Origin of the sequence: Tabrizicola aquatica (assembly GCF_002900975.1) — a bacterium.
GTDB classification, from domain to species: Bacteria; Pseudomonadota; Alphaproteobacteria; order Rhodobacterales; family Rhodobacteraceae; genus Tabrizicola; species Tabrizicola aquatica.
Genome location: NZ_PJON01000003.1, coordinates 330864 through 350472 on the forward strand (window position 1 = coordinate 330864; position 19609 = coordinate 350472).

Annotated in this window: 14 protein-coding genes; 10 read left to right on the forward strand and 4 right to left on the reverse strand. The window is 60.4% G+C overall.

The window, feature by feature from the left end; all coding sequences use genetic code 11:
- Positions 1-12 precede the first annotated feature (12 nt).
- The 7 genes from CXR42_RS13485 (at position 13) to CXR42_RS13515 (ending at position 12279) form a co-directional block, all read left to right on the forward strand.
- Positions 13-264 carry an EscS/YscS/HrcS family type III secretion system export apparatus protein gene (locus CXR42_RS13485; RefSeq protein ID WP_103258066.1) on the forward strand — a complete coding sequence of 84 codons (252 nt, stop codon included), beginning with the start codon at positions 13-15 and terminating at the stop codon, positions 262-264.
- 12 nt (positions 265-276) lie between these two features.
- Positions 277-1080: a flagellar biosynthetic protein FliR gene (locus CXR42_RS13490; RefSeq protein WP_103258067.1), complete on the forward strand. Its 804-nt coding sequence runs from the start codon at positions 277-279 to the stop codon at positions 1078-1080.
- Entirely contained in the window at positions 1077-2120 is a 1044-nt protein-coding gene (locus tag CXR42_RS13495) for an EscU/YscU/HrcU family type III secretion system export apparatus switch protein (RefSeq protein ID WP_103258068.1), read from the forward strand. The genes CXR42_RS13490 and CXR42_RS13495 overlap by 4 nt, the downstream gene beginning before the upstream one ends.
- A gap of 144 nt (positions 2121-2264) precedes the next feature.
- The gene (locus CXR42_RS19390; protein WP_146038078.1) at positions 2265-3185 is read left to right on the forward strand and encodes an FHA domain-containing protein; all 921 of its coding nucleotides are present in this window, start codon (positions 2265-2267) and stop codon (positions 3183-3185) included.
- Positions 3186-3542: 357 nt separating this feature from the next.
- Complete coding sequence (locus CXR42_RS13505; RefSeq protein WP_103258070.1) at positions 3543-3902, forward strand: hypothetical protein; 360 nt, start codon at positions 3543-3545, stop codon at positions 3900-3902.
- Positions 3903-3955: 53 nt separating this feature from the next.
- On the forward strand, positions 3956-5956 hold the full coding sequence (locus CXR42_RS13510; RefSeq protein WP_180996064.1) for a flagellar biosynthesis protein FlhA: 2001 nt from the start codon (positions 3956-3958) through the stop codon (positions 5954-5956).
- 131 nt (positions 5957-6087) lie between these two features.
- The gene (locus CXR42_RS13515; protein ID WP_146038079.1) at positions 6088-12279 is read left to right on the forward strand and encodes a hypothetical protein; all 6192 of its coding nucleotides are present in this window, start codon (positions 6088-6090) and stop codon (positions 12277-12279) included.
- A 190-nt stretch (positions 12280-12469) separates the two neighbouring features.
- Here CXR42_RS13515 and CXR42_RS13520 read toward each other — a convergent pair whose 3' ends face one another.
- On the reverse strand, positions 12470-13114 hold the full coding sequence (locus CXR42_RS13520) for a LuxR C-terminal-related transcriptional regulator (RefSeq protein ID WP_103258073.1): 645 nt from the start codon (positions 13112-13114) through the stop codon (positions 12470-12472).
- Between the two features lie 807 nt (positions 13115-13921).
- On the opposite strand from CXR42_RS13520, the gene CXR42_RS13525 reads away from it, so the two are divergent.
- Entirely contained in the window at positions 13922-15025 is a 1104-nt protein-coding gene (locus tag CXR42_RS13525) for a LacI family DNA-binding transcriptional regulator (RefSeq protein ID WP_103258074.1), read from the forward strand.
- A gap of 251 nt (positions 15026-15276) precedes the next feature.
- Here the strand turns inward: CXR42_RS13525 and CXR42_RS13530 are convergent, their stop codons facing one another.
- From CXR42_RS13530 to CXR42_RS13540, 3 genes are all read right to left on the reverse strand, one after another.
- Positions 15277-16170: a 3-oxoadipate:acetyl-CoA acetyltransferase gene (locus CXR42_RS13530; protein WP_103258075.1), complete on the reverse strand. Its 894-nt coding sequence runs from the start codon at positions 16168-16170 to the stop codon at positions 15277-15279.
- 63 nt (positions 16171-16233) lie between these two features.
- Entirely contained in the window at positions 16234-17085 is an 852-nt protein-coding gene (locus CXR42_RS13535; RefSeq protein WP_103258076.1) for an alpha/beta fold hydrolase, read from the reverse strand.
- Entirely contained in the window at positions 17082-17468 is a 387-nt protein-coding gene (locus CXR42_RS13540) for a hypothetical protein (RefSeq protein WP_103258077.1), read from the reverse strand. Before CXR42_RS13540 ends, CXR42_RS13535 begins: the two co-directional genes overlap by 4 nt.
- A gap of 257 nt (positions 17469-17725) precedes the next feature.
- Here CXR42_RS13540 and CXR42_RS13545 point away from each other — a divergent pair, with 257 nt between their 5' ends.
- Positions 17726-18601 (forward strand): dioxygenase family protein, encoded by an 876-nt coding sequence (locus CXR42_RS13545; protein WP_103258078.1) that lies wholly within the window; start codon positions 17726-17728, stop codon positions 18599-18601.
- 108 nt (positions 18602-18709) lie between these two features.
- Entirely contained in the window at positions 18710-19597 is an 888-nt protein-coding gene (locus CXR42_RS13550; RefSeq protein ID WP_103258079.1) for a LysR family transcriptional regulator, read from the forward strand.
- Positions 19598-19609 lie beyond the last annotated feature (12 nt).

Genomic DNA, 19609 nt, shown 5'->3' on the forward strand with positions numbered 1-19609 from the left:
GCCGGGGCAAACATGATCCATATTCTGGAACAATTCGTTGTGGCAGTGGCCTTGCTTGCCGGAGTTCCGCTTGCAATTGCTGCTGGCTTGGGTGTGGCGGTCTCGTTGTTCCAAGCCTTGACGCAGGTGCAAGACCAGACCTTGCCCCAGCTGATCAAGGTCGCCGCAATTGCCTTGAGCATGGTGATTGGCGGCGCCTTGTTGGCCGCCCCGCTGTTGGCCCGGTCAGCAGAAGTTTTCGATACCTTCTGGTACGACGGTTGATCGAGCAACGCCATGGACCAGGTGGCCGTCGCGATAGTGGATCAGTCCAAGATCCTCCTGATGGCCTTCGGCCTTGGGTTTGCCCGCTGGTTTACATTTGCCTCGGTTTTCGCCCCGTTTGTCTGGGCCCAGGTGTCGAACGGCATGGCGCGCAATGCCATTGCCATCGGATTCGGCCTGCCCATGACGCTGTTGTTATGGTCGACGCAGGGGCAAGTTCTGGCATCGATGACGGCTGGGGACTTCATCATTCTGATGGCAAAAGAGGTCATCCTGGGCCTGTTGCTGGGTCTTATCGCCTCTGTGCCGATCTGGATCGCCGATATGGCCGGAAGCGTTCTTGCAGGACTGCTGCAAGAGCAGGATCAGGGTTCGGGCTTTGCTGCCACCCCCACCACCCGGATCTTCGTTCTGATCGCAATCGGTCTGCTGGCCTATGAGGGCGGCTTTCGCCTGTTGATCGGGGCAATGTACGAAAGCTACGGCAGTTGGCCAGTCCTTGCCCCGATGCCGCAGATGGGCGCGGAAGCGGGGGCTGCCCTGCTGACACTGCTAACCCTGGTGTTCAAGGCAGGCTTTGTGATCGTCGCGCCGTTTCTTCTGGTGTTCGTGCTGATTGACGCAACCGTTGGCGTGGCTACACGACTTGGCTCGAAAGCCGACCTTTCGCCCTATTCCGAGCTTTACAAGAGCCTGGCGCTGCTTGCGCTTCTCATGGTCACGCTTTTCCCGTTGCGTGGGGCAATCGCCGAGAACCTGCAGAGTTTCGCCAACCTGACCGCGATCTTGCGCCCCTTCTTTGCGGGATCACCATGAGCAATGACACCAGTGAAGAAAAGACCGAGAAGGCCACGTCGCAGAAACTGCGTAAGGAACGTGAGCGTGGTCGCGCCCTAACAGCCGCTGATACGGTGGCAGCCGTCGTCGTGGCCGCCGTCATCCTTGCGATTGTGATGATGGTCCAGCGAACGGCGTCCGAATTTTCGCTTTTGTTCGATACCGCCTTTGAAGCGGGTGGAAAACCGGACATCGACCGATTGCGCGATGTCTGGACCATCTTTGGCCGGGTCGTGTCGACATCGGCGTTGATCCTGCTGGGGTTGGCAAGCGTCGTTGGCATACTGGCCAACATTGTGATCAAGAAGGGCTTTGTCTTTTCGGCCGAGAACATTGCCCCGAACTTCGATCGTTTGAACCCGGCCACCAACCTGCAGAATATGTTCGCGAAACGTGCGCTGATCGAATTCCTGGCGTCCAGTTTGCGATTTTTCGCTTGGCTGGCTGCAGCCGGGTTCCTGATCGTCAGCTACACTCCGGCACTGATCGTAACGTTCAGTCTTGACCTGTCGACGACGCTGCACCTGTTCATTCTGGTCTTCGGTTCCTTCCTGTTGCTGGCCGCCGTGTTCATGGCCCTGACATCGGCGATCGATCTGCCGGTGCAGCGCTATCTTTTCGATGACGACATGCGCATGACCAAAACCGAACTGCGCAGGGAACAAAAGGACTCGTTCGGGGATCCGAAACTTGTGGCCGAGCGAAAGCGTCTGACGCGCGCCGGTCTCAACAATCCCGTCGGCATCCGGATGACAAGTTTTGTAGCCATCGGCGATCAGGGCGCAGTCGGCATCCACTACATCCACGGCAAGACGGATGTGCCCTATCTGACCGTGCGCGCCGACCGGTCGGGGGTTGCCCGGCTGAAGGCGATGGCAAAGGGGATGGGAATTCCGGTTGTGAAGAACAGGGATCTTGTCCGGCTGCTGGCGACGGGCGTCGATGTCGGCGACGACCTTGTCGGGACCGAGCTCGTCGAGCCATTTACCGATGCCTACGTCGCAAGCGTCAGGGCCTGACCCCGCCACAAGGGTGTCTTGGCTCTGCGTCCGCAGGATGATTGCACAAACTACTTAGACGGTTTTGCGGATTGTTGGGCATCAGCCTCACTGACATCTTCGACCCTGCGCTGCTGCAGAAAAACGGAAGGAAGAATCCGCGCCATGCCCTTTCCGAAATCCCGCATTTCCGCCGAACTGACAATCCGTAGCGGTCTGCATTCGGGTGTCTCGTTGACGCTTGGGCGCGACACGACAATCGGTCACTCCGTGGATAATCATGTTTGCTTGCTGGACGACGGAATCTCGGAACACCATGTCCAGTTGACCTTGCACGGAAGGGGGCTGACGGTGACGCCGCTCTCCGATCAGGTCACCGTGAATGGTGAGGCCCAGGTCGCCCCGACCGTTCACCGACTTGCGGCAGGAAAAAGCCTGGAGCTGAGCCTTGGTTCTGTCCTGGCATCCGTTGAGCGCCCGCAGCAAAGATGGCGTGGAGCGGGCTATGCGGCGGGCCTGATCTTGCTGATCTCTGTGGGCGTTATGTCACCATTGCCTTGGCGCGGTGGGAGCCAGTCGGCAGCACTTGCGCTGCGGACAACCGCTGAGGAACCGGTCCCATCCACGGCTGCGCCTGCCATGTCACCGCTTCCTTTGGACGAATTCTCACAGGCAGTCACCAGGCAGTTTGCTGCAATGGGTCTGGACCAGAACATGAAGGTCTCGGTGAACGGATCGGCTGACCGCGCCTTGTCCGTCACTGTTTCGGGCGTCGTCGATCCCGCAGTGATGGCAAACTTCGAAGCCTTTCTGGCCTGGTATGATGCGCAGCCCGGCAGACCAGCGTTGTTCAACACGACCAGTCGCCAATTGCCCGCAGAACAAGAGTTGCCACGCATAGCCTCGGTTCTGCTGCATCCTGTTTCCGGCCTGATCATCGAGGACGGCAGTCTCGTCCGGGTGGGAGAGACGCTGCCCGGCGGCTGGACGCTGACCTCGGTGCAGCGCGACGCCGTGTTTCTGGCGCTGGACGGTCAGACCCGGGTGATCAGTCTCGGCTCGCCAAAGGCCCCCGACGCCCCATGACCCAGATCACGCGGCTGTTCCCCCATCTGCCCGATCCCATATCGCGGCCCGGAGTCGGACCCGGTGCGGTCCCACCGTCCTCCCGCGGCGGTGAGGCGGGATCGACCGACGCGGCAGCCAAGCGACAGTTCCCGGCGGTTGTGATCAAAACCCCTACGGGTCCCCTTTCCGTCGATACATTCACTGGCGAGCGCAACAGTCTGCAGCGATTGGCGGGGCTTATTTCACTTATTGAAACAAGCCCGGCAATTCCCGAACACGTTCGCGCAATGCCAGGAGTGGACGTCCTGCGAAACCAACTTGAAATGCAAAGCGCCCTCGAGGGGTTGATACGCGGTCTGATAAAGGAGTGAAGCTGTGATCTCGCACCAGACTACCAAGCCCCCGGAACTTGATCTGACCGTCGTGGCAGAAATTGCCTCCCATCAAGTCACTTATGGCGAGTATCAGTCTGCGATGCATCTGCTGGAACTTGTTGCAGCGCTTCAGCCACTGTCACCCGAGCAGCACCATGACCTTTGTCAGTGCTATTACGCACTGGGCCGCACTGATGATCTGGATCGCACGCTTGCCGCGCTTTGGCAGGTGTCCCGCACCCGCAAGGCGCAGCGGATGCGGGCCATTGTCCTGAAATTGAGGGGCCAGTTTACTGCAGCCCTGCAATTGTTCCGCGCTACTTTCCCCCCCGCGGCACTATCGGCGGAGCGCCGCAAATGACTTGGCAAGGTTTCCGAAGGGCTGGACGGCGCAGATCCACTGGTGGCATGCGCATGGATCTTGCGCTGATTGGCCTGCTCATGGCCATCCTCATGCTGATGATCCTGCCGATACCCACCTGGTTAATGGACACGCTGATCGCATTCAACATGGCGTTTGCGATCTTGATCCTGATGGTTGCTGTCTATTTGAAATCACCGCTTGAATTTTCCACCTTCCCGTCCATCATCCTTTTTTCAACAGTGTTTCGCATCGCACTATCGGTCGCCAGCACGCGTCTGATCCTGATCGATGGAGACGCCGGCGAAATCATCGAGACCTTTGGTAACTTCGTTGTCCAAGGCAATGTGATTGTCGGTCTGATCATCTTTCTTGTGATCAGTACCGTGCAATTCCTGGTGATCACCAAAGGCGCGGAACGCATTGCCGAAGTCTCTGCCCGCTTCACGCTTGATGCCATGCCGGGCAAGCAGATGAGCATCGAGGCTGAGATCCGAAGCGGCGAACTAAAGCGCGATGCAGGGCGCCACAAACGAAATGCCCTAAGCCAGGAAAGCCAGTTCTTCGGCTCGATGGATGGGGCGATGAAGTTCGTGAAGGGCGATGCCATCGCGGGCATCATCATCATCCTGATCAACCTGGTCGGAGGCATTTCCCTTGGCGTTGCGCAGAAGGGGATGTCTTTCTCGGAAGCGATGCACACCTATTCCCTGCTGACTGTCGGCGACGGACTGGTGGCGCAAATTCCCGCGCTGTTCATCGCCCTGTGCGCTGGCGCCGTAGTGACGCGGGTGACGTCCGAAGCGCCGCAGGACCTCGGGACCGAGATGGTCGCACAACTTCTCGCACAGCGGCGTGGCCTGGTCGTTGCCGCCTGCATCGTGGCGGCCTTGGGCCTGATGCCCGGATTTCCTACGGCAATCTTCTTCTTGCTTGGACTGAGCATGGCGATTGTGGCCGCCTATCTGCCGGCACTCAAGTCTGTCGTCGCGCCGGATTCGAAGGAGGAAGCTGACGATTCAGCCTTTGAAGGCAAGGAGAATGATCGCCTGGCGCTTCACCTGAGCGCCGCGGACCTTGCCGCACTGGACACTGCAGCCTTCGTCCTTGCGCGGAAGGAGGGCCGGGCCCGTTTTCTTGAACGGCATGGCTATGAACTTCCAACCGCCGGACTGCGCGCGGACCCGCTTCAGTCGAATGGCAGCTTCCGGATCGTCCTGGATGGTGTGCCCATCATCTTTGGTCACCTGCGCGCCAGCGGCGCCTTCGTGGTCGGAGACGAAAACATGATCGCGCTCTCACTCGGTATTCCGGCTGTCGTATCGACGCGGATGCCACAGGGCCCGGGGGTCTGGGTCGACACCGGCAAGACCGCGCTGCTGCAAAGCATCGATATTCGGGTCTCCAGTGCTGCAGAGGCCATCTGGACGGCGATGCAACATGCGATCACAGCCAGGCTTGGCCTGCTTCTTACGACATCGAACCTGGAAGCGTACCTGGCAGATTTGAACCCACGCGAAGCCGCCCTGCGCGAGCAGATCCACGAAAACATTGATGATACCATCGTGACCGAGGTCTTGCGTCGCCTTGCTGCCGAGGCAACGCCATTGGTTCCCCGCTATGCCGTATTGATGGCGATCGCCGATTGGTCGGTGCGCGAACAGGATCCCGTCCTTCTGGCTGAATACACGCGACAGGGCATCAAGCGGCAGATCTGCCATCACTATTCGACGGGCCAGAACGCAGTCTCGACCTATCTGATCGACAATTCCCTGGACGAGAAATTGCGTGAGGCGGTTCAGAAGACCGATGTCGGCGGCTACCTTGCACTGGGTATGCGGGACTCGGCTGCCATATTGGAAACGTTCTCACAGATTGACGCCAATGTTCGAGGGATCGCCTGTCCGCCGGTGATCGTTGCGGCGAATGATATCCGTCGTTACTTGCGCCGGTTCCTGTCTGAAAATGACATCTACCTGCCGGTGATTGCCCAGCAAGAGCTGTCCGGCGAGTTCCAGTACAAGCCCCTTGGCGTGCTGCGTGCAAATATGTAGCCGGTTTCCCGCAATACTTGCGGGAAGTACGCACTGTGATGCGGCTTTGTGCTGATTGCGGAACCGGCGGAAAAATACCCTCAATAAGGCAATAGCCAAACCCAGCCACACCATGACTGAAAGGTACTCAGATGACTGTTGACGCCGTCACGACGACCAGACCCGCAAACGACCCTCCGGCGGCGAAACCCGTCACAGTCACGTCATCGCCATCGGGAACGCCCGAAACCAAGCCTTCCGCCCCCCCAGCGAGCGCGGCGTCGGCTTTGGATACGCTGAAAGGCCTGGCAAAAGATGGCGCCCCGGAAACCATGAAGTTCATCATGGCTCTCATGGGTGCCAGATCCGAAGAAGAAATGATGAAGATCGTGAACGCCAACCCCTTGGCGTTTCTTTCGGCCGTGCAATCCTGGGCCGAGGCCAACGGAATAAAGGGAAAGAGTACGGACGAGTTGATCAGCATGTTCCTTGACCGACTGCGTTCGGACATGGGATTTGACACCTCAAGTGCAGGAGTTCCCGAAGAGCGGCGAATTCTTCTGGTTGGTGGCAATGACCGCTTGAATGCGATGGTCTCGGCTATCGGGCAGATGATCTATGAAAGGTATGGCGAAGCAGCCTGGAACGAATACCGCGCAAAGATCGAGGCGGACTGGGGTGCTGACGGGCAGTTCAGCCCGGAAACTCTTACCATGCTGGATGATGCGCTATCAACGGCTGAGGCCAATTATAAGCCCGAGTATGATGCGTCCGGCAAACTGTTGGCACCTCCTCCCGAAGTCAGGATTGCCCAGCTCTATATCGAGCTTGGCAAGGAATTTGGCAGCATTGATCCCGACAAATCGTTCAACGACATGGCAGCCCAGGTCCTTTACCAGACAGGTCAGGACCTGGTGGCAGGCGATGCATCGGGTGCGCCAAAACCAGTGACGACCTTGGCGAAGGCAGTCCAGACGTGGTTGCAGCTGGAACAGGCCTACGCAGAAAACCAGCGCAACTTGTCTGACGGCAAGATCTCGAAGGACGAGTATCTCAAGACCGAGTCTATGCTGTCCGTTCAGATCAAGGAAGCCCGTGGGGCGGTTACAAATGCCGCCGAAGCGGCCGGCGTCGACCCCAAGAAACTCCAAGACAAGGATACTGCCGCTGGCTTTGTGCTTGCGCTGACCGATCCGGCGGCCGCATCGCAAGTTGAAGAACTTTCAAAGCTTCGCGCTTCACGCGATGAGCTTGCCTACAAGCTTCAGACCGGGGACGTTCCGCCTTCATATCGCGCGACTCTGAAAAGTTTAACTGACCAGATCGGACAGGCCGAAGCCGATCTGAAAAAGAAGGGTATCGAGGTTCCTGCCAACCCCAAGGCATCCGGTTCCATTGGTGCGGGTATCGAACTGGCGCGAGGGAACGGAGTGGACAAGGCCTATGCGGGCGAAGCGGCCGAATCCCAGAAGGCCGCAGCGCCAACCTATGAAGACCTTTTTGCGAAGATTGAAAGACTGAGCGCCAAGCGTGCCGAACTTGCCGCTGTGGATCAGGAAGAGGCGGCGGGCACCTTGTCGCCCGGGCTGGCTGCAACCAAAAGAGAGAACCTGAAAGCCGAAATTGCGGGCCTGGAAGGAGAGCTGACCCAGTTGGCCAAGGCCAACGGCGTTGCCCCAGATACCTTTACTGACCCTGACAAGGCGCAAGGCTATATGGCGGCTGCTCGAACCTCGGGTCTGGGGGAACTGTTCGCGACGAGGCGGCAGTTGAAAGAGGAGCTTGACTATCTAGAGAACTACGTCGCGGGGTGGGAAAAGTCCGGACTTGCTCCCTTCAATCCTGATATTGATACAAAACGCGCGCTAATTGCCGAGTCCAAGGCCAAGCTTCAGGACACGGAACAGCAGATTCACGAAAAGATCTATGGCGGCGATCCCGCGATTCAGGCGAAGCGTCTTGAACTCGACGGGGCGAAGATAAAATGGGAAGAGCTGGACTTTACCTCCAAGGGCAGCGACGAGGCAAATGCTGCGCGTGCAGAGTACGAACGGCTGGACAAAGAGTTCAAGGAACTGGAGGCCAGCCCGCGACCGCCTGTGGACTGGCAGATCAATATCGACGCCTACGCCGAGGGAGCCCTCGCAGCAGAGTCCAGCAAGGCCAATGCAGGTTGGCGGTACCAAAACGATGCCGCGTTCAAGGCCGGCTATGATTCCCTCGAGAACCTGACCCCAGAACAGCTGGCGGCGATCGCGCAATTCGTAAAGGACTACGACGCTGCCGTCGCCGACAAGATGCTTGATGGAACAGAGCAAGAAGCCCTGGTCGCCCAATACAAGGAGGTCGCGGCATTCTTGCCGCCGCAGTTTCATGGTCCGATGGATACGTCGGCGCTGGGGCCGACGGATGGGGCTTGGATCGACGTTTATGGCACCGCAAGAGACCTATTGGTCGGCAGTTTCGCGGAAGGACAAGCGCAACGGGCGGCGGAACTCCAGGCGCAGAACGAGCAACTGGTTCTGGCGGCTGATGCTCCGGCTCTTCTGGGCAAACTGACTGAACTGGCAGACGGAAAGCTGAAGGGCGAAAGCGCGACGGCCCATGTCCAGTATGTTTTGCAGGTTCTTGGCATCAAACTAACGCCCGAGGAGCTGGAGGCTTTCGCGAAAGGCGGAGATCTTCCGGCTGCGAAGCAGAAATCAATGCAGCTGGCCGCGCAATTCTTTGCGCAAAGCCAGGGGCTGTCGGTCGATGACGCGACCGCGCTGAATACCCTGCGCAATGCCCTGAACGGCGACATGGGCAATCAGAAGTCGGACCACAAGGTCGGGAAGTGGGAAGAGTATGTCTTTGTCGGTACGGATGATCCGAACATTGGCCCGGCCACGCCCCAGACGGAACTGCTGCGATCCATGCTGTCGGTCCTGCGGACAATCTATGCCGAAATCTACGGTGACGACGCTGCCGCTGCCCTGGACAAGAAGGTTGAGCCGCGCTTCTTCGACGGGGCCATCGTTCCGGTCAATAAGAATGTTCAGGTACGCGCCGAAACTCGCGAGCAATTCGACCACTACGCACTGGCTTCTACCCATTGGGACCCCAATACCGGTCAAGTGACCGGGTTCAAGGACAAGCCCTGGGCGATGACCGAATGGAAATTTGAAGTCGTCCTGGAAAGGAAGGATACTACGCAGGGTCGCGGCGGTCCTATTACGCAGACGAAGATTGAGCGTGTCAATCCGAATGACCAGGATCGGATCGCCCAACTCAAGGCAGAGGGCTTCACGATTGACCGGGTCGAGGCAAAGCCCGCGTCCGAGCCGCAACGTATGCTGGGTCGGCTGCTTGAAGGTCTGTTCGAGTATATGAAGACCTATAAGCCGGAATATGATGAAAACGGCAACCTGAAGAACCCACCGCCGCTTGCCCGGATCGCGCAGTATTATGTGCAGACGGAACTGAAGGCCGACAAGACCTGGGAAGACGACGACGAAGATAACGACCATGATCGCTATCCGGTGACAAACTTCCGGATCGAGCAAACCGGGGAAGAGATGTCGGATGAGGACGCCATCCGGAAAATGTTTACGGACTTGGGCGTGCCTCCGGGTGATATCGACGCAATGCTGGGTGTTGGTGGGAAACAGCTGAACGATTCCAGCCGGCTTTATGATCCTGAAAGCAAAGCCGAAAAGATTGCATTCACGGTCCTTGACAGCGTGTTTGGATTCGGCCTTGGCGGGCTTTTCAGGGGGGTGGACGACAAGCTTAACGACCGTCCGCTGACTGATTTCGCAAATGACAAACTTGACAAAGAGGGTAGGGACAGATGGCGGTCGGGCCATCGCGAAAGCCTGGACGACCCCAGTGTGTTCGATCTGGTTTTCGAAGGCTTGATGTTCGCCGTTCCGGACGTCGCCGGGGGGATTGTCTTCAGTGCGGGCGCAACGGCTGGTCGTCTGGCGCGCGCCGGCTCCGAAGTGGCGGATACGGCGCTGGACACGACCAAAGGCGGGTCGCGGACAATTTGGGATGTGCCGGACGCAGACAACGGGACCGTGCGCAACCTGTTTGATCCCACCGCCGCCGGGCCAAAGGGCAAGGGGCCCTCGATCTATGACGAGATCTTTGGCGGGAACCCGCCGTCCTATACTATTCCGGTCTACATGCAGGGCGCATCAGGCAACGCACAGGTAGAGTTATTCACACTTCCGCGGGCCCGTGATGGATTGGCTCTCCCCCCGCCACCACCTATCGCGACCCGGATCCCGGAAATTCAGGAAGGTGGTCTTACGCCTCCGGGAACACCCCCCGGTACGCCTCCGGGCACACCCCCCAGTACGCCCCCGGGAACACCCCCCGGTACGCCCCCGGGAACACCCCCCGGTACGCCTCCGGGCACACCCCCCAGTACGCCCCCGGGAACACCCCCCGGTACGCCCCCGGGAACACCCCCCGGTACGCCTCCGGGCACACCCCCCGGTACTCCCCCGGGAACACCCCCCGGTACGCCTCCGGGCACACCCCCCGGTACGCCCCCGGGAACACCCCCCGGTCCCTCCACTTCGTATCCAAGTACGCCTGAAACGGGTAGCAGGCCTCCGGGATCGCCCCCGGAAACACCTCTGGGCACTGGTGGCACGGGCAGCCCGGGTGTGCCGACGACGACCAACATCTATCGCTGGGAACCAGGTGTCACCTTTGAAACCTCTCCCCCGTTTGACCCTTTGACTGGCAACGCCGCTGCTCGTGGCGATGGGGAAAACGGCTATTTCATAGAGATCGATGGTCCTGACGGCACTCCGCGAACCTACGTTGAGATGACGGGGCCCGATGGCAAAGACGTCCAGGTCAGGGTCGTCCAAGACGCAGAAGGGCAGTTCTACATCTACAACCCGTCCGAGGGTGCCTCGTCGGTTTCCACTATGCCGCGGGTGGTCAATGACCCGGTCACTCAAACCTGGCGGATGGAGAATACCACGCCAGTTTTCACTGCCGACTACAACCGACTGCTGGCGAATGGAGACTATCTCTCCAACGGGCGACTGTTTGATGCACCCGGACCACTGCCCGGAATGGCAACAAATGAACTGGTGGAGTTCATTCGGACTGGACAACCACTTGGCCTCCCAGCGGATCCCAGAATCTTCGAAGCGGCGGATCCGCTGACGCTGCTTCAACCAAACGGTCGGAAGTTCTTGGATACGCATTCTGAGCGTAAAGACGAGTTTCTAAGTGAATACAAAGACCTGAGGGACATCAACGCTACCCGGCTGCAAGAGCTGCAGACGGCACGCGAAGACCAGGCGTTCTGGACGCAGGCGGTCGACAAATTGGATCGGCTTCGGTCAGAGAACCCCGATATTACTTGGAAGGACCTTCGGGCCAAGGACCCAGAGTTTGCCGATGCGCTTGCTGCGAAGCAGCGGAAGGGCAAGGACTTTGACAAGCCAGATGACGACACGAGTATGTCCGTCCTTCTGGCGCGCGGACGAGCAGAACTGGAAGAGGCGGATACGCGTGTCACTACAGCCAAGAAAAATGTGCAGGATAACGCTCAGGAAGCCATCAAGATCATCCGGCAGGCTGATGATGATGGTAACGCTTTGTATGGGCGATCAAGCTTGTTTACAGCCCGGAACGGCGCAATTGCCGCTGCCTTTACCGTAGTTGTGGGCCCAAGCTTGTACGCGTTTAGTCAGTGGATTGGCCCTCAGATCAACCCTCCAAGGCCACCCGCGGCGCCGCCCCTGATCGACGGCAAAGAGACCATGCCGATGGGGCCAAACACGACCCAGACGGTGGATGTGGCAGACCTGTCTGGAACCAAGGGCAAGGGCTATCGTTATGAGATCACGGCGGATCAGTATCGCGACAAGGGAGTCACGGTCGATCCGGTCACGGGCAAGGTCACGCTATCAACCAATGGCGATTCCGTTCTGCGTCCTGGCGCGACTGAGACCTTCTCGGTGACGATCAAGGATGCGAAGGGCGACTACAAAGGAAAGGTTACGATTACTGTCACCGTCGGCGGCGAGAAGGAGACCGCGCCTCTGGTGCTGAGACCAAAGGTTGTCACGTTGGACGTTCCAGCCGCTAAAGGCCCTGCCCAGAGCGACGTAAAGACCGCAGCTGGAATTCCCAACGCGGCTGGGTACGAATTCGACCCGGGATCGCCACCGCCGAAGGGTGTTACCCTTGATCAGAAGACGGGCATTATTACAGCGACACCGGGCAGTTCTGGCCTCGCGGCCGGTGACTATCCGGTTGCAGTCTTGGTGAAGGGTCCGGGTAAAGAGATCCTTGGCCTGGTTGTCGTGAACGTAAAAGTGACCGCCTGACACCGCACCTGGATGCGCAAATGACGAAGAGAAGGGGCGGCGATCTGCCGCCCCTTTGATCTTGGCCGCCGGGGCACAAACCGCGCCCATCAAGCCCACCCGCAAATCCGCGACAAACCGTCCGACAGATCTGCCAAACAAAAAAGGGCGGCGCTGGCTGTGCCGCCCCCCTTATGCTGGCCCCAAGGCCCTAATCGGCGCTGACCAGGCCCATCCGCATGGCGATCAAAGCCATGGACGAGGCTTTGGTCGCCCCGGTTTTCAGCTTCAGGTTCTGGCGATGGCTTTCAACAGTGCGCAAGGAAATATTGAACAGATTGGCGATCTGTTTGTTCGACAGACCATCCGCGATTTGCGCAAGAACCGCCACTTCCCTTTGGGTCAGTCCATATGGGTTATCAAGGCTGGTCTTTGTGCGCCAGTCGCTTGACATGCAGTTCACCAGGTCAGAACTGACATAAACACCGCCAGCGCATACCGAATGGATACCTGCCATCAGGGAATCTACCGACGCACAACGCCGCATGACTCCGGCCACACCATGGTGCAGCAAGGCCTGGCTTGCCGCAGGATCGGCGCGGGTCAAAAGTACAATCAGACGCGTAGATAATCCGTGCTGTCGGATACGCTCGGCAATGTCTCTCGGGCCGATCTTTTCGATGTCGGCCGACAACACCGCAACATCCGGTTTTTTGGTATGAATGTGGCGCCAGGCCACATCGCCGGTCGAGGCTTCTGCAATTGTGTCAAGTCCGCTGGACGCTTCAATTGCCTGTTTCAGCCCAAGCCGGAAGATCGGTTGCTGATCTGCAATCGCGATGCTGGCTGCTTTCATCGTTCACTTCCCCGTTTCACTTTGTAGATGGCACAGAAGGAAAACCTGATGCGGAGCAGTGCGCTCCATCAGTTTTCACAGAGGCAAATTATGGAGAACTCGGTTCCGCAGCGCGCCTATGGTTGATCGCGCGATTGAGGCCCAAGTCTTTCCGGGCAGAGCCAGGCCGCGCTAACCTCTAGCTGGCCGGATTTGGGCATGCGCCCGTCAGACTGTTTTGCGTGCAGGCGTATGGCGCTAACATCATGCGCCGCATTATGCAAAACGGACCAAGCATCGTGGATGCCCAAGGCAGCCTTCTTCGGATCAAAGCAACTTGGCAGTGCAGCTTTGCCTGTCAGTTCTTCCATCTGTACGCCCACTTGTTAGGTCACTCTTCTGCTGTATTTTCTCTCGCCAACAGGAAACACACTCTCCAGACGATCGCGCAGAAATGACCGCCGGAACTTACCCTTCACGCGCGGCTTGCCGCATCGTGGCGAAATTATGGCGGAATGTGGCAAAGTCTTGCAATCGATTTCTTTGGGTCTGGCAGGAATCTGCAGGTCCCTTGTTTTGTTGAGGATTCGGGTGCTAAGCGACGCCGTCCGGCGCGAAGAGGGGGGGCCTGTGCGTTGTGCGGATCGGCTGGATTGCCTCAGGTTTCGCGGGATGGCGCGGGTGATCCGGCCAACGATTCGGACGTCGCGTCACCTTGCGTCCGTCTGCCGGACCAGCAAGACGGTTGACCGCGGTCCGGCTTTCCTATGATATCCAGTCGTCCTTTGCATGGAGGAGCTGCGCGCCGGGGACAACCGATGATGCGTCATGCACATTGCCCGTCTTGCGATGCTGACGGGCCTAAGACGCATCTGTGGGATGGAGGAGCTTAGGGAACAGGATTTGGCACAGAAGGGGAATTCGGGCTCGGGGACAATGCTTCCCAGTAGGCCAACGCTCAAGACCATTGCAGAACTTTGCGGCCTTGGTGTCCCGACCGTGAGCCGCGCGATGAACGACTCTCCGGCGATTGGGGAGGAAACCAAGCGCCGCGTGCGGCAGGTTGCCGAGGAGATTGGCTATGTCCCTGATCGCGCTGCCCTTCGGCTTCGGACGGGGCGCACGCAGTCGATCAGCCTGGCCTTCGCCATCTATCGCGACGCTCAGCTTGGGCAACTCATCACGTCGATAGCGACCGCACTGGACTCGACCTCCTATCAGGTTGGCATTGCGCCGATGCTGAGTAACGACCGCGCGCTGGAGCCGATCCGCCAGGTGGTTGAGGGCCGCCTGGCCGATGCCGTGATCTTCAACGAAACGTATATCGAGGACCCCCGCGTTCACTATTTGCTGGAGCGTGGCTTTCCTTTTGCGACCCACGGGCGCGATTCGCTGTCGCATCTGCACCCCTACTTTGACTTCGACAACCATACCTTTGGGCGAAAGGCGGTGTCGGTCCTGCACAAACGCGGACGGCACCACCTTGCGTTGCTGGGGCCGCAGCTACATTACTACTATGGGACGGACACGTTCGTCGGCGCATCAGAGGCAGCAGTAGAGCTGGGACTTGCCTTCGAACAGATTCCCGGCGCCTTCAGCAACTCGAAGCTGGTCGATCTGCAAAGAGCCGCTCGTCAGTTCGTCGCGGAACGTCCGGAATGCGATGGTTTCATCTGCTCTTCCAGTCATGCTACCTTGGCCGTGGCTTCGGCGCTGGAAGAGGTAGGACGGGTGGTTGGACGGGATGTGGATGTCATTGCCAAAGGGTCTCGCGTGACGCTCAGCATGATTCGTCCGGGGATCCTGGCGGTTGAGGAAGATGTAGGACTGGCCGCAAACTTCCTCACACGGGCGGTGCTGCAAGCGATCGACGCGCCCGACCTTCCGCCGCTGCAATACCTGGAACAGCCGGATTTCTCGATGTACCTCTAGATGCCGCTCGCGCGCTCGCGGTAGGCAGATGCTAGCCCTGCGAAGGCTGAGACAAGGACGCGGCGGTGAGAGCCGCTTCTCGTCCTTGACCCATCCGGGCGCTGCGGTAAGCGGATGCCAGCGCATCCCCTAGCTTGTCAGCTATTCGATCCGGCTGCGCAGCTTTCGCCGCGTTCTAGCTTGCGGCACCCGCGCCGTCGGCATTCGGCATCAGGAGGCAAAAGCCCCTCGGCCTTCGAACGCCAGGGGGCCTAAACGAGCACTTGGGGCGGCGCAATACGTGACAGGTCCTCCGTGCCTTCTGCCAGAGCCGGGGCGAGCTTGAGAATGGCGCGTGCGGTCTGCCAATCGGCCACCGGGCGTTCGTAGCGGTCGCAGAGGTCCACCACCCGCCGCACCAGCGCCGCGTTGGAGGGGGCGAGCCTGTCGCGGTCAAGGCGGACGTTGTCTTCCAGGCCCGTGCGGGCGTGGCCGCCGGAAGAGACGGCCCATTCGTTCAGGACGATCTGGTTGTGGCCGATACCCGCGGCGCACCAGGGCGCGTCGTCGCCAAACAGGCGCTTTACGGTGCGGATGTAATAGTCGAACACCTCGCGGTCGGCGGGCATTGCGTTCTTCACGCCCATGACGAACTGCACATAGGGCCGTGCCACGATCTGGCCCGCCTGCCACATCTGGTGCGCTTTCAGGATGTGCGACAGGTCGAAGGCCTCGATTTCCGGCATGACGCCGTGGGTCTTCATCTCGGAGGCGAGCCAGTCGACCAGATCCGGCGGGTTTTCATAGACGCGGGTGGGAAAGTTGTTCGACCCGACCGAGAGCGAGGCCATGTCGGGCCGCAGGGGCAGCATCCCGCCCCGCGTCTTGCCCGCGCCGGAGCGGCCGCCGGTCGAAAGCTGCACGATCATGCCGGGGCAATGCTGACGGACCCCCTCCAGCAACCGGGCGAAGCGGTCGGGGTCCGAGGTCGGCTTGCCCTCGTCGTCGCGAACATGGGCGTGGACGATGGCGGCACCGGCCTCGAACGCCTCGTGCGTCGACTCGATCTGCTCGGCGATGGTGATCGGCACGGCGGGGTTGTTCGCTTTGGTCGGCAGCGAGCCGGTGATGGCGACGCAGATGATGCAGGGGCTTCCGGCGGTCATTCGGGTTACTCGGGCTGAGGATACGGGGAAGGGCGGGCGGTGCCCTTGCGGGGCAGGCAGCGGTCACACATCGGCGGGCACCTCCATCCGGGCCAAGGCCTCGGCGAAGAAGGGGCGGAAGGCGGCGGGGTGTTCCGACATCGGGAAATGGCCCAACTCCTCCATCACCGTGCAGGTGGCGCCGGAGATGGCGGCGGCGGTGCGGCGGGCGTCTTCGGGCGTGCAGGTCAGGTCATAGGCGCCGACAAGAAGGTGGACCGGCGTGCGGGTGGTGTCGATCCGGGCAAGCCGTCCGATCAGGCTGTCGTCGCGGGTGTAGAAACTGAGATCGCCCCGGAACACGCCCGGACCGGACTGCATGAACATCCACAGCGTGTTCCAGCGTTCCGCATCCGGCGCATGGGGGCTAATGTTGGCCGAGACGAGGGCCGCGCCCATCTCGCCGCCATGGGCGTCGGGGCGGTGGAACCAGTCGATGTCGTACCACGCGGGTTGGAAATCGCTAGCTTCGATCGCGATGAAGCCAGAGAAGCGGTCGGCGTGCAAAGCGGCCAGTTGCAGCGCGATCCGCCCGCCCATCGAGCAACCTGCCAGGATGGGCCGGTCAAGGCCAAGCGCGGCGGCGACGGCCAGGACGGTCTCCATATAGGCGTCGGTCGTCAGCAGGTATTCTTCGGTCTGAAAGCCTTCGGGCGGCAGGGATTTGCCGTGCCAGGGCATGTCGAAGGCGAAAAAGCGGTGGCTGGCGGTCAGCCCGGCATCGTTCAGGATGTGGCGCCACTGGCGGGTGTCGGCACCTGCGGTGTGCAGGCAGAGGACGGGAGTGCCTTCGCCGGCCGTTTCCACATAGATGCGCTGGCGGCGGCCCTGGATGGTGACGGTCAGGTAGCGGCCGGTGATGGGCTCGAAGCTCATGCCAGATCCTCCGTTCTGGGTTCGGGGCGGGCCAAGGCCATGAACTCCTTGAAGAAGCGCAGGTTCTTGACCAACGTCAGGATATCGCCGTCGATCCGGCCACGGCCGATCTTCACCAGGCCGAAGAGGTCGTGAAAGCCGGGCTTGGGCAGGGGCTGCCAGAATTGCGCCAGCGCCTCGGCATCGGTGCGAAGGGCAAAGCGCCAGGGCGTCTTGCGGCTTGGGCCTTCGGCGATCTGTTCCAGCCGCCCGTCGCGGAAGGTCAGGTAGTATTCGGCGCCGTCCACCTCGAGCAGGACGGTTTCGGAAAAGAGCCGCCCAAGGCGGAGAAGATGGGGCGTCGCGTTCAGACGCGACTGCATCGTGGCCAGCGTGGCGCGCATTGGGTGCTTCCTCCTTGCCCCGTTGGGGGTGATGGGTCGAAAAAGCGCGCCCGGCGCCGTTCTCGCAATGACGTTCAGGGTATCCTGCGATACCCTGACCCTGCCTTGGGTCTGCTGTGGGGCTTGGGGGTATCGGGCCATACCTGCGCGGTCATTGGCGGGGCGGCGGGGGGCATGGATAGTCGGTGCATCAGCGGGAGGGAGTGGCCGGAAGGGCAGCCCGCACCAGATCACCAGATACCCGGAGGAGGGGCACCATGAGCAAGGTTACCATCGACAACGTCACTGATGTGGTCATCGCATCACTTGGCCAGAACGGCGAGGTCACCGACCGCCAGCGCGAGATCATGACGGCGGCGATCCGACACCTGCACGGCTTTTGCAAGGACGTGAAACTGACCCATTCGGAATTCATCGAAGCCTGCATGTTCCTTGGCCGCGCCGGGGCGGTCTGCAGCGACAAGCGGCAGGAGTTCATCCTTCTGGGCGACATCCTGGGCGTCGAGGTCCTGTGCGACATGCTGACGAACCCGGTCACCGGGACGGAATCGGAATCGACGGTGCTTGGCCCGTTCTACCGCGAAAACCCGCCGGTCCTGCCGCATGGCGCATCCACCGCGCAGAAGCATTTCGACAATGAAGAGACCGTCTTCATGGAAGGCTATGTGAAGGACACCTCGGGTCGCCCGCTGGCCGGGGTGACGCTGGACATCTGGGAAGATGCGCCGAACGGGTTGTATGAGAACCACGACCACGACCAGCCCGACTATAACCTGCGCGGCCGGTTCGAGACGGACGAAAACGGCTATTTCGCGCTGCGCGCCCTGCGGCCCGTGCCCTATCCGATCCCGGCGGACGAAACTGCGGGCGAGCTTCTGCGCTACATGGGTCACCACCCGAACCGGCCGGGCCACCTGCACTTCATCGTCGCCAAGGACGGTTTCCGTACCCTGGTCAGCCAGATCTATGACAGCTCGTCCAAGTGGCTGGACAATGACTCGGTCTTTGCGGTGAAGGACAGCCTGGTGGGCGACTTCCAGAAGGGCAAGCCCGAGCATGGCACCGACCTGTACCTGCGCTTCGACTTCACGCTGAAGGCCGAAGCCAACGCGGCGGCGCTGGCTGCCGAGTGATTGGACGACCTCCCTGTCGGACCTGCCGCACCTTGCAAGGGGTGCGGCTTTTTCCTTTGGGGTATGGGGTTTTGCAGGTTAGCTAAAGGCAGCGCAGGGGAGGCGGCGGTGAACATCAAGCAGCTGGAGTATTTCATCGCCCTGGCCGAGGAATTGCACTTCGGCCGCGCGGCTGAACGTTTGGGCATGGCGCAGCCGCCGCTTAGCCGGCAGATCAAGCAGATCGAGGATGACCTTGGGGCGCTTCTCTTTAACCGGGGCCGCAATGCGATCACGCTGACGCAGGCCGGAGAGCGACTTTACGCAAGGGGCACGGCCATGCTGGCCGAGTTCAACGACATCAAGCTGGAGGTGCGCCGGATCGGGCAGGGGGCCGAGGGGCGGCTGCGCGTGGGTTTCGTCGGATCGGCGACCTATGGCATCCTGCCGACGATCCTGAAAAGCTTTCGCGCCGCGTACCCCGAGGTGAACCTGTCGCTGATCCCGATGAACAATGCGCAACTGCATCGCAGCCTGATCCGGCGCGAGATCGACATCGCCTTTGCCCGCCCGGCGCTGGAGGATGCCGAGATCACGACCCGCAAGCTGGGCGAGGAGCCCCTGGTGCTGGCGGTGCCGGACACGCTGGACCTGCCGAAGGGTGCGGTGGACTTGCGGCACCTTGCGGGTGAGGCTTTTGTCCTTTACCCCGAGTTTCCCAGGCCCTCCTTCGCGGATTTCGTCCTGGACTCCTGCGCGGGGCTGGGGATCGAGTTGAAGCGGCGCGTGTTCACGATGGACTTCCAGACCGCAATTGCGCTGGTGTCGGTGGGCGAGGGGGTGTCGATCGTGCCGCAGTCGGTGGGGTCGGTGCAACGGACGGGCGTGCGGTTTCACGACATCCTGAACCCGCTGGCCAGGACCGGGGTGTCGGTCAACCACCGGCTGGACGAACAAGGCGTGCATGTGCGCAACTTCGTGGCCATTGCCCAGAAGGTCGCGCGCAAGACGTTCTGACCGGCGGTCCCC

Excerpts from the sequence above, each read along its gene's own strand:
- CXR42_RS13485 (WP_103258066.1), top strand. The coding sequence starts at position 13 with ATGATCCATATTCTGGAACAATTCGTTGTGGCAGTGGCCTTGCTTGCC.
- CXR42_RS13490 (WP_103258067.1), top strand. The coding sequence starts at position 277 with ATGGACCAGGTGGCCGTCGCGATAGTGGATCAGTCCAAGATCCTCCTG.
- CXR42_RS13495 (WP_103258068.1), top strand. The coding sequence starts at position 1,077 with ATGAGCAATGACACCAGTGAAGAAAAGACCGAGAAGGCCACGTCGCAG.
- CXR42_RS19390 (WP_146038078.1), top strand. The coding sequence starts at position 2,265 with ATGCCCTTTCCGAAATCCCGCATTTCCGCCGAACTGACAATCCGTAGC.
- CXR42_RS13510 (WP_180996064.1), top strand. The coding sequence starts at position 3,956 with ATGGATCTTGCGCTGATTGGCCTGCTCATGGCCATCCTCATGCTGATG.
- CXR42_RS13515 (WP_146038079.1), top strand. The coding sequence starts at position 6,088 with ATGACTGTTGACGCCGTCACGACGACCAGACCCGCAAACGACCCTCCG.
- CXR42_RS13520 (WP_103258073.1), bottom strand. The coding sequence starts at position 13,114 with ATGAAAGCAGCCAGCATCGCGATTGCAGATCAGCAACCGATCTTCCGG.
- CXR42_RS13525 (WP_103258074.1), top strand. The coding sequence starts at position 13,922 with ATGCACATTGCCCGTCTTGCGATGCTGACGGGCCTAAGACGCATCTGT.
- CXR42_RS13530 (WP_103258075.1), bottom strand. The coding sequence starts at position 16,170 with ATGACCGCCGGAAGCCCCTGCATCATCTGCGTCGCCATCACCGGCTCG.
- CXR42_RS13535 (WP_103258076.1), bottom strand. The coding sequence starts at position 17,085 with ATGAGCTTCGAGCCCATCACCGGCCGCTACCTGACCGTCACCATCCAG.
- CXR42_RS13540 (WP_103258077.1), bottom strand. The coding sequence starts at position 17,468 with ATGCGCGCCACGCTGGCCACGATGCAGTCGCGTCTGAACGCGACGCCC.
- CXR42_RS13545 (WP_103258078.1), top strand. The coding sequence starts at position 17,726 with ATGAGCAAGGTTACCATCGACAACGTCACTGATGTGGTCATCGCATCA.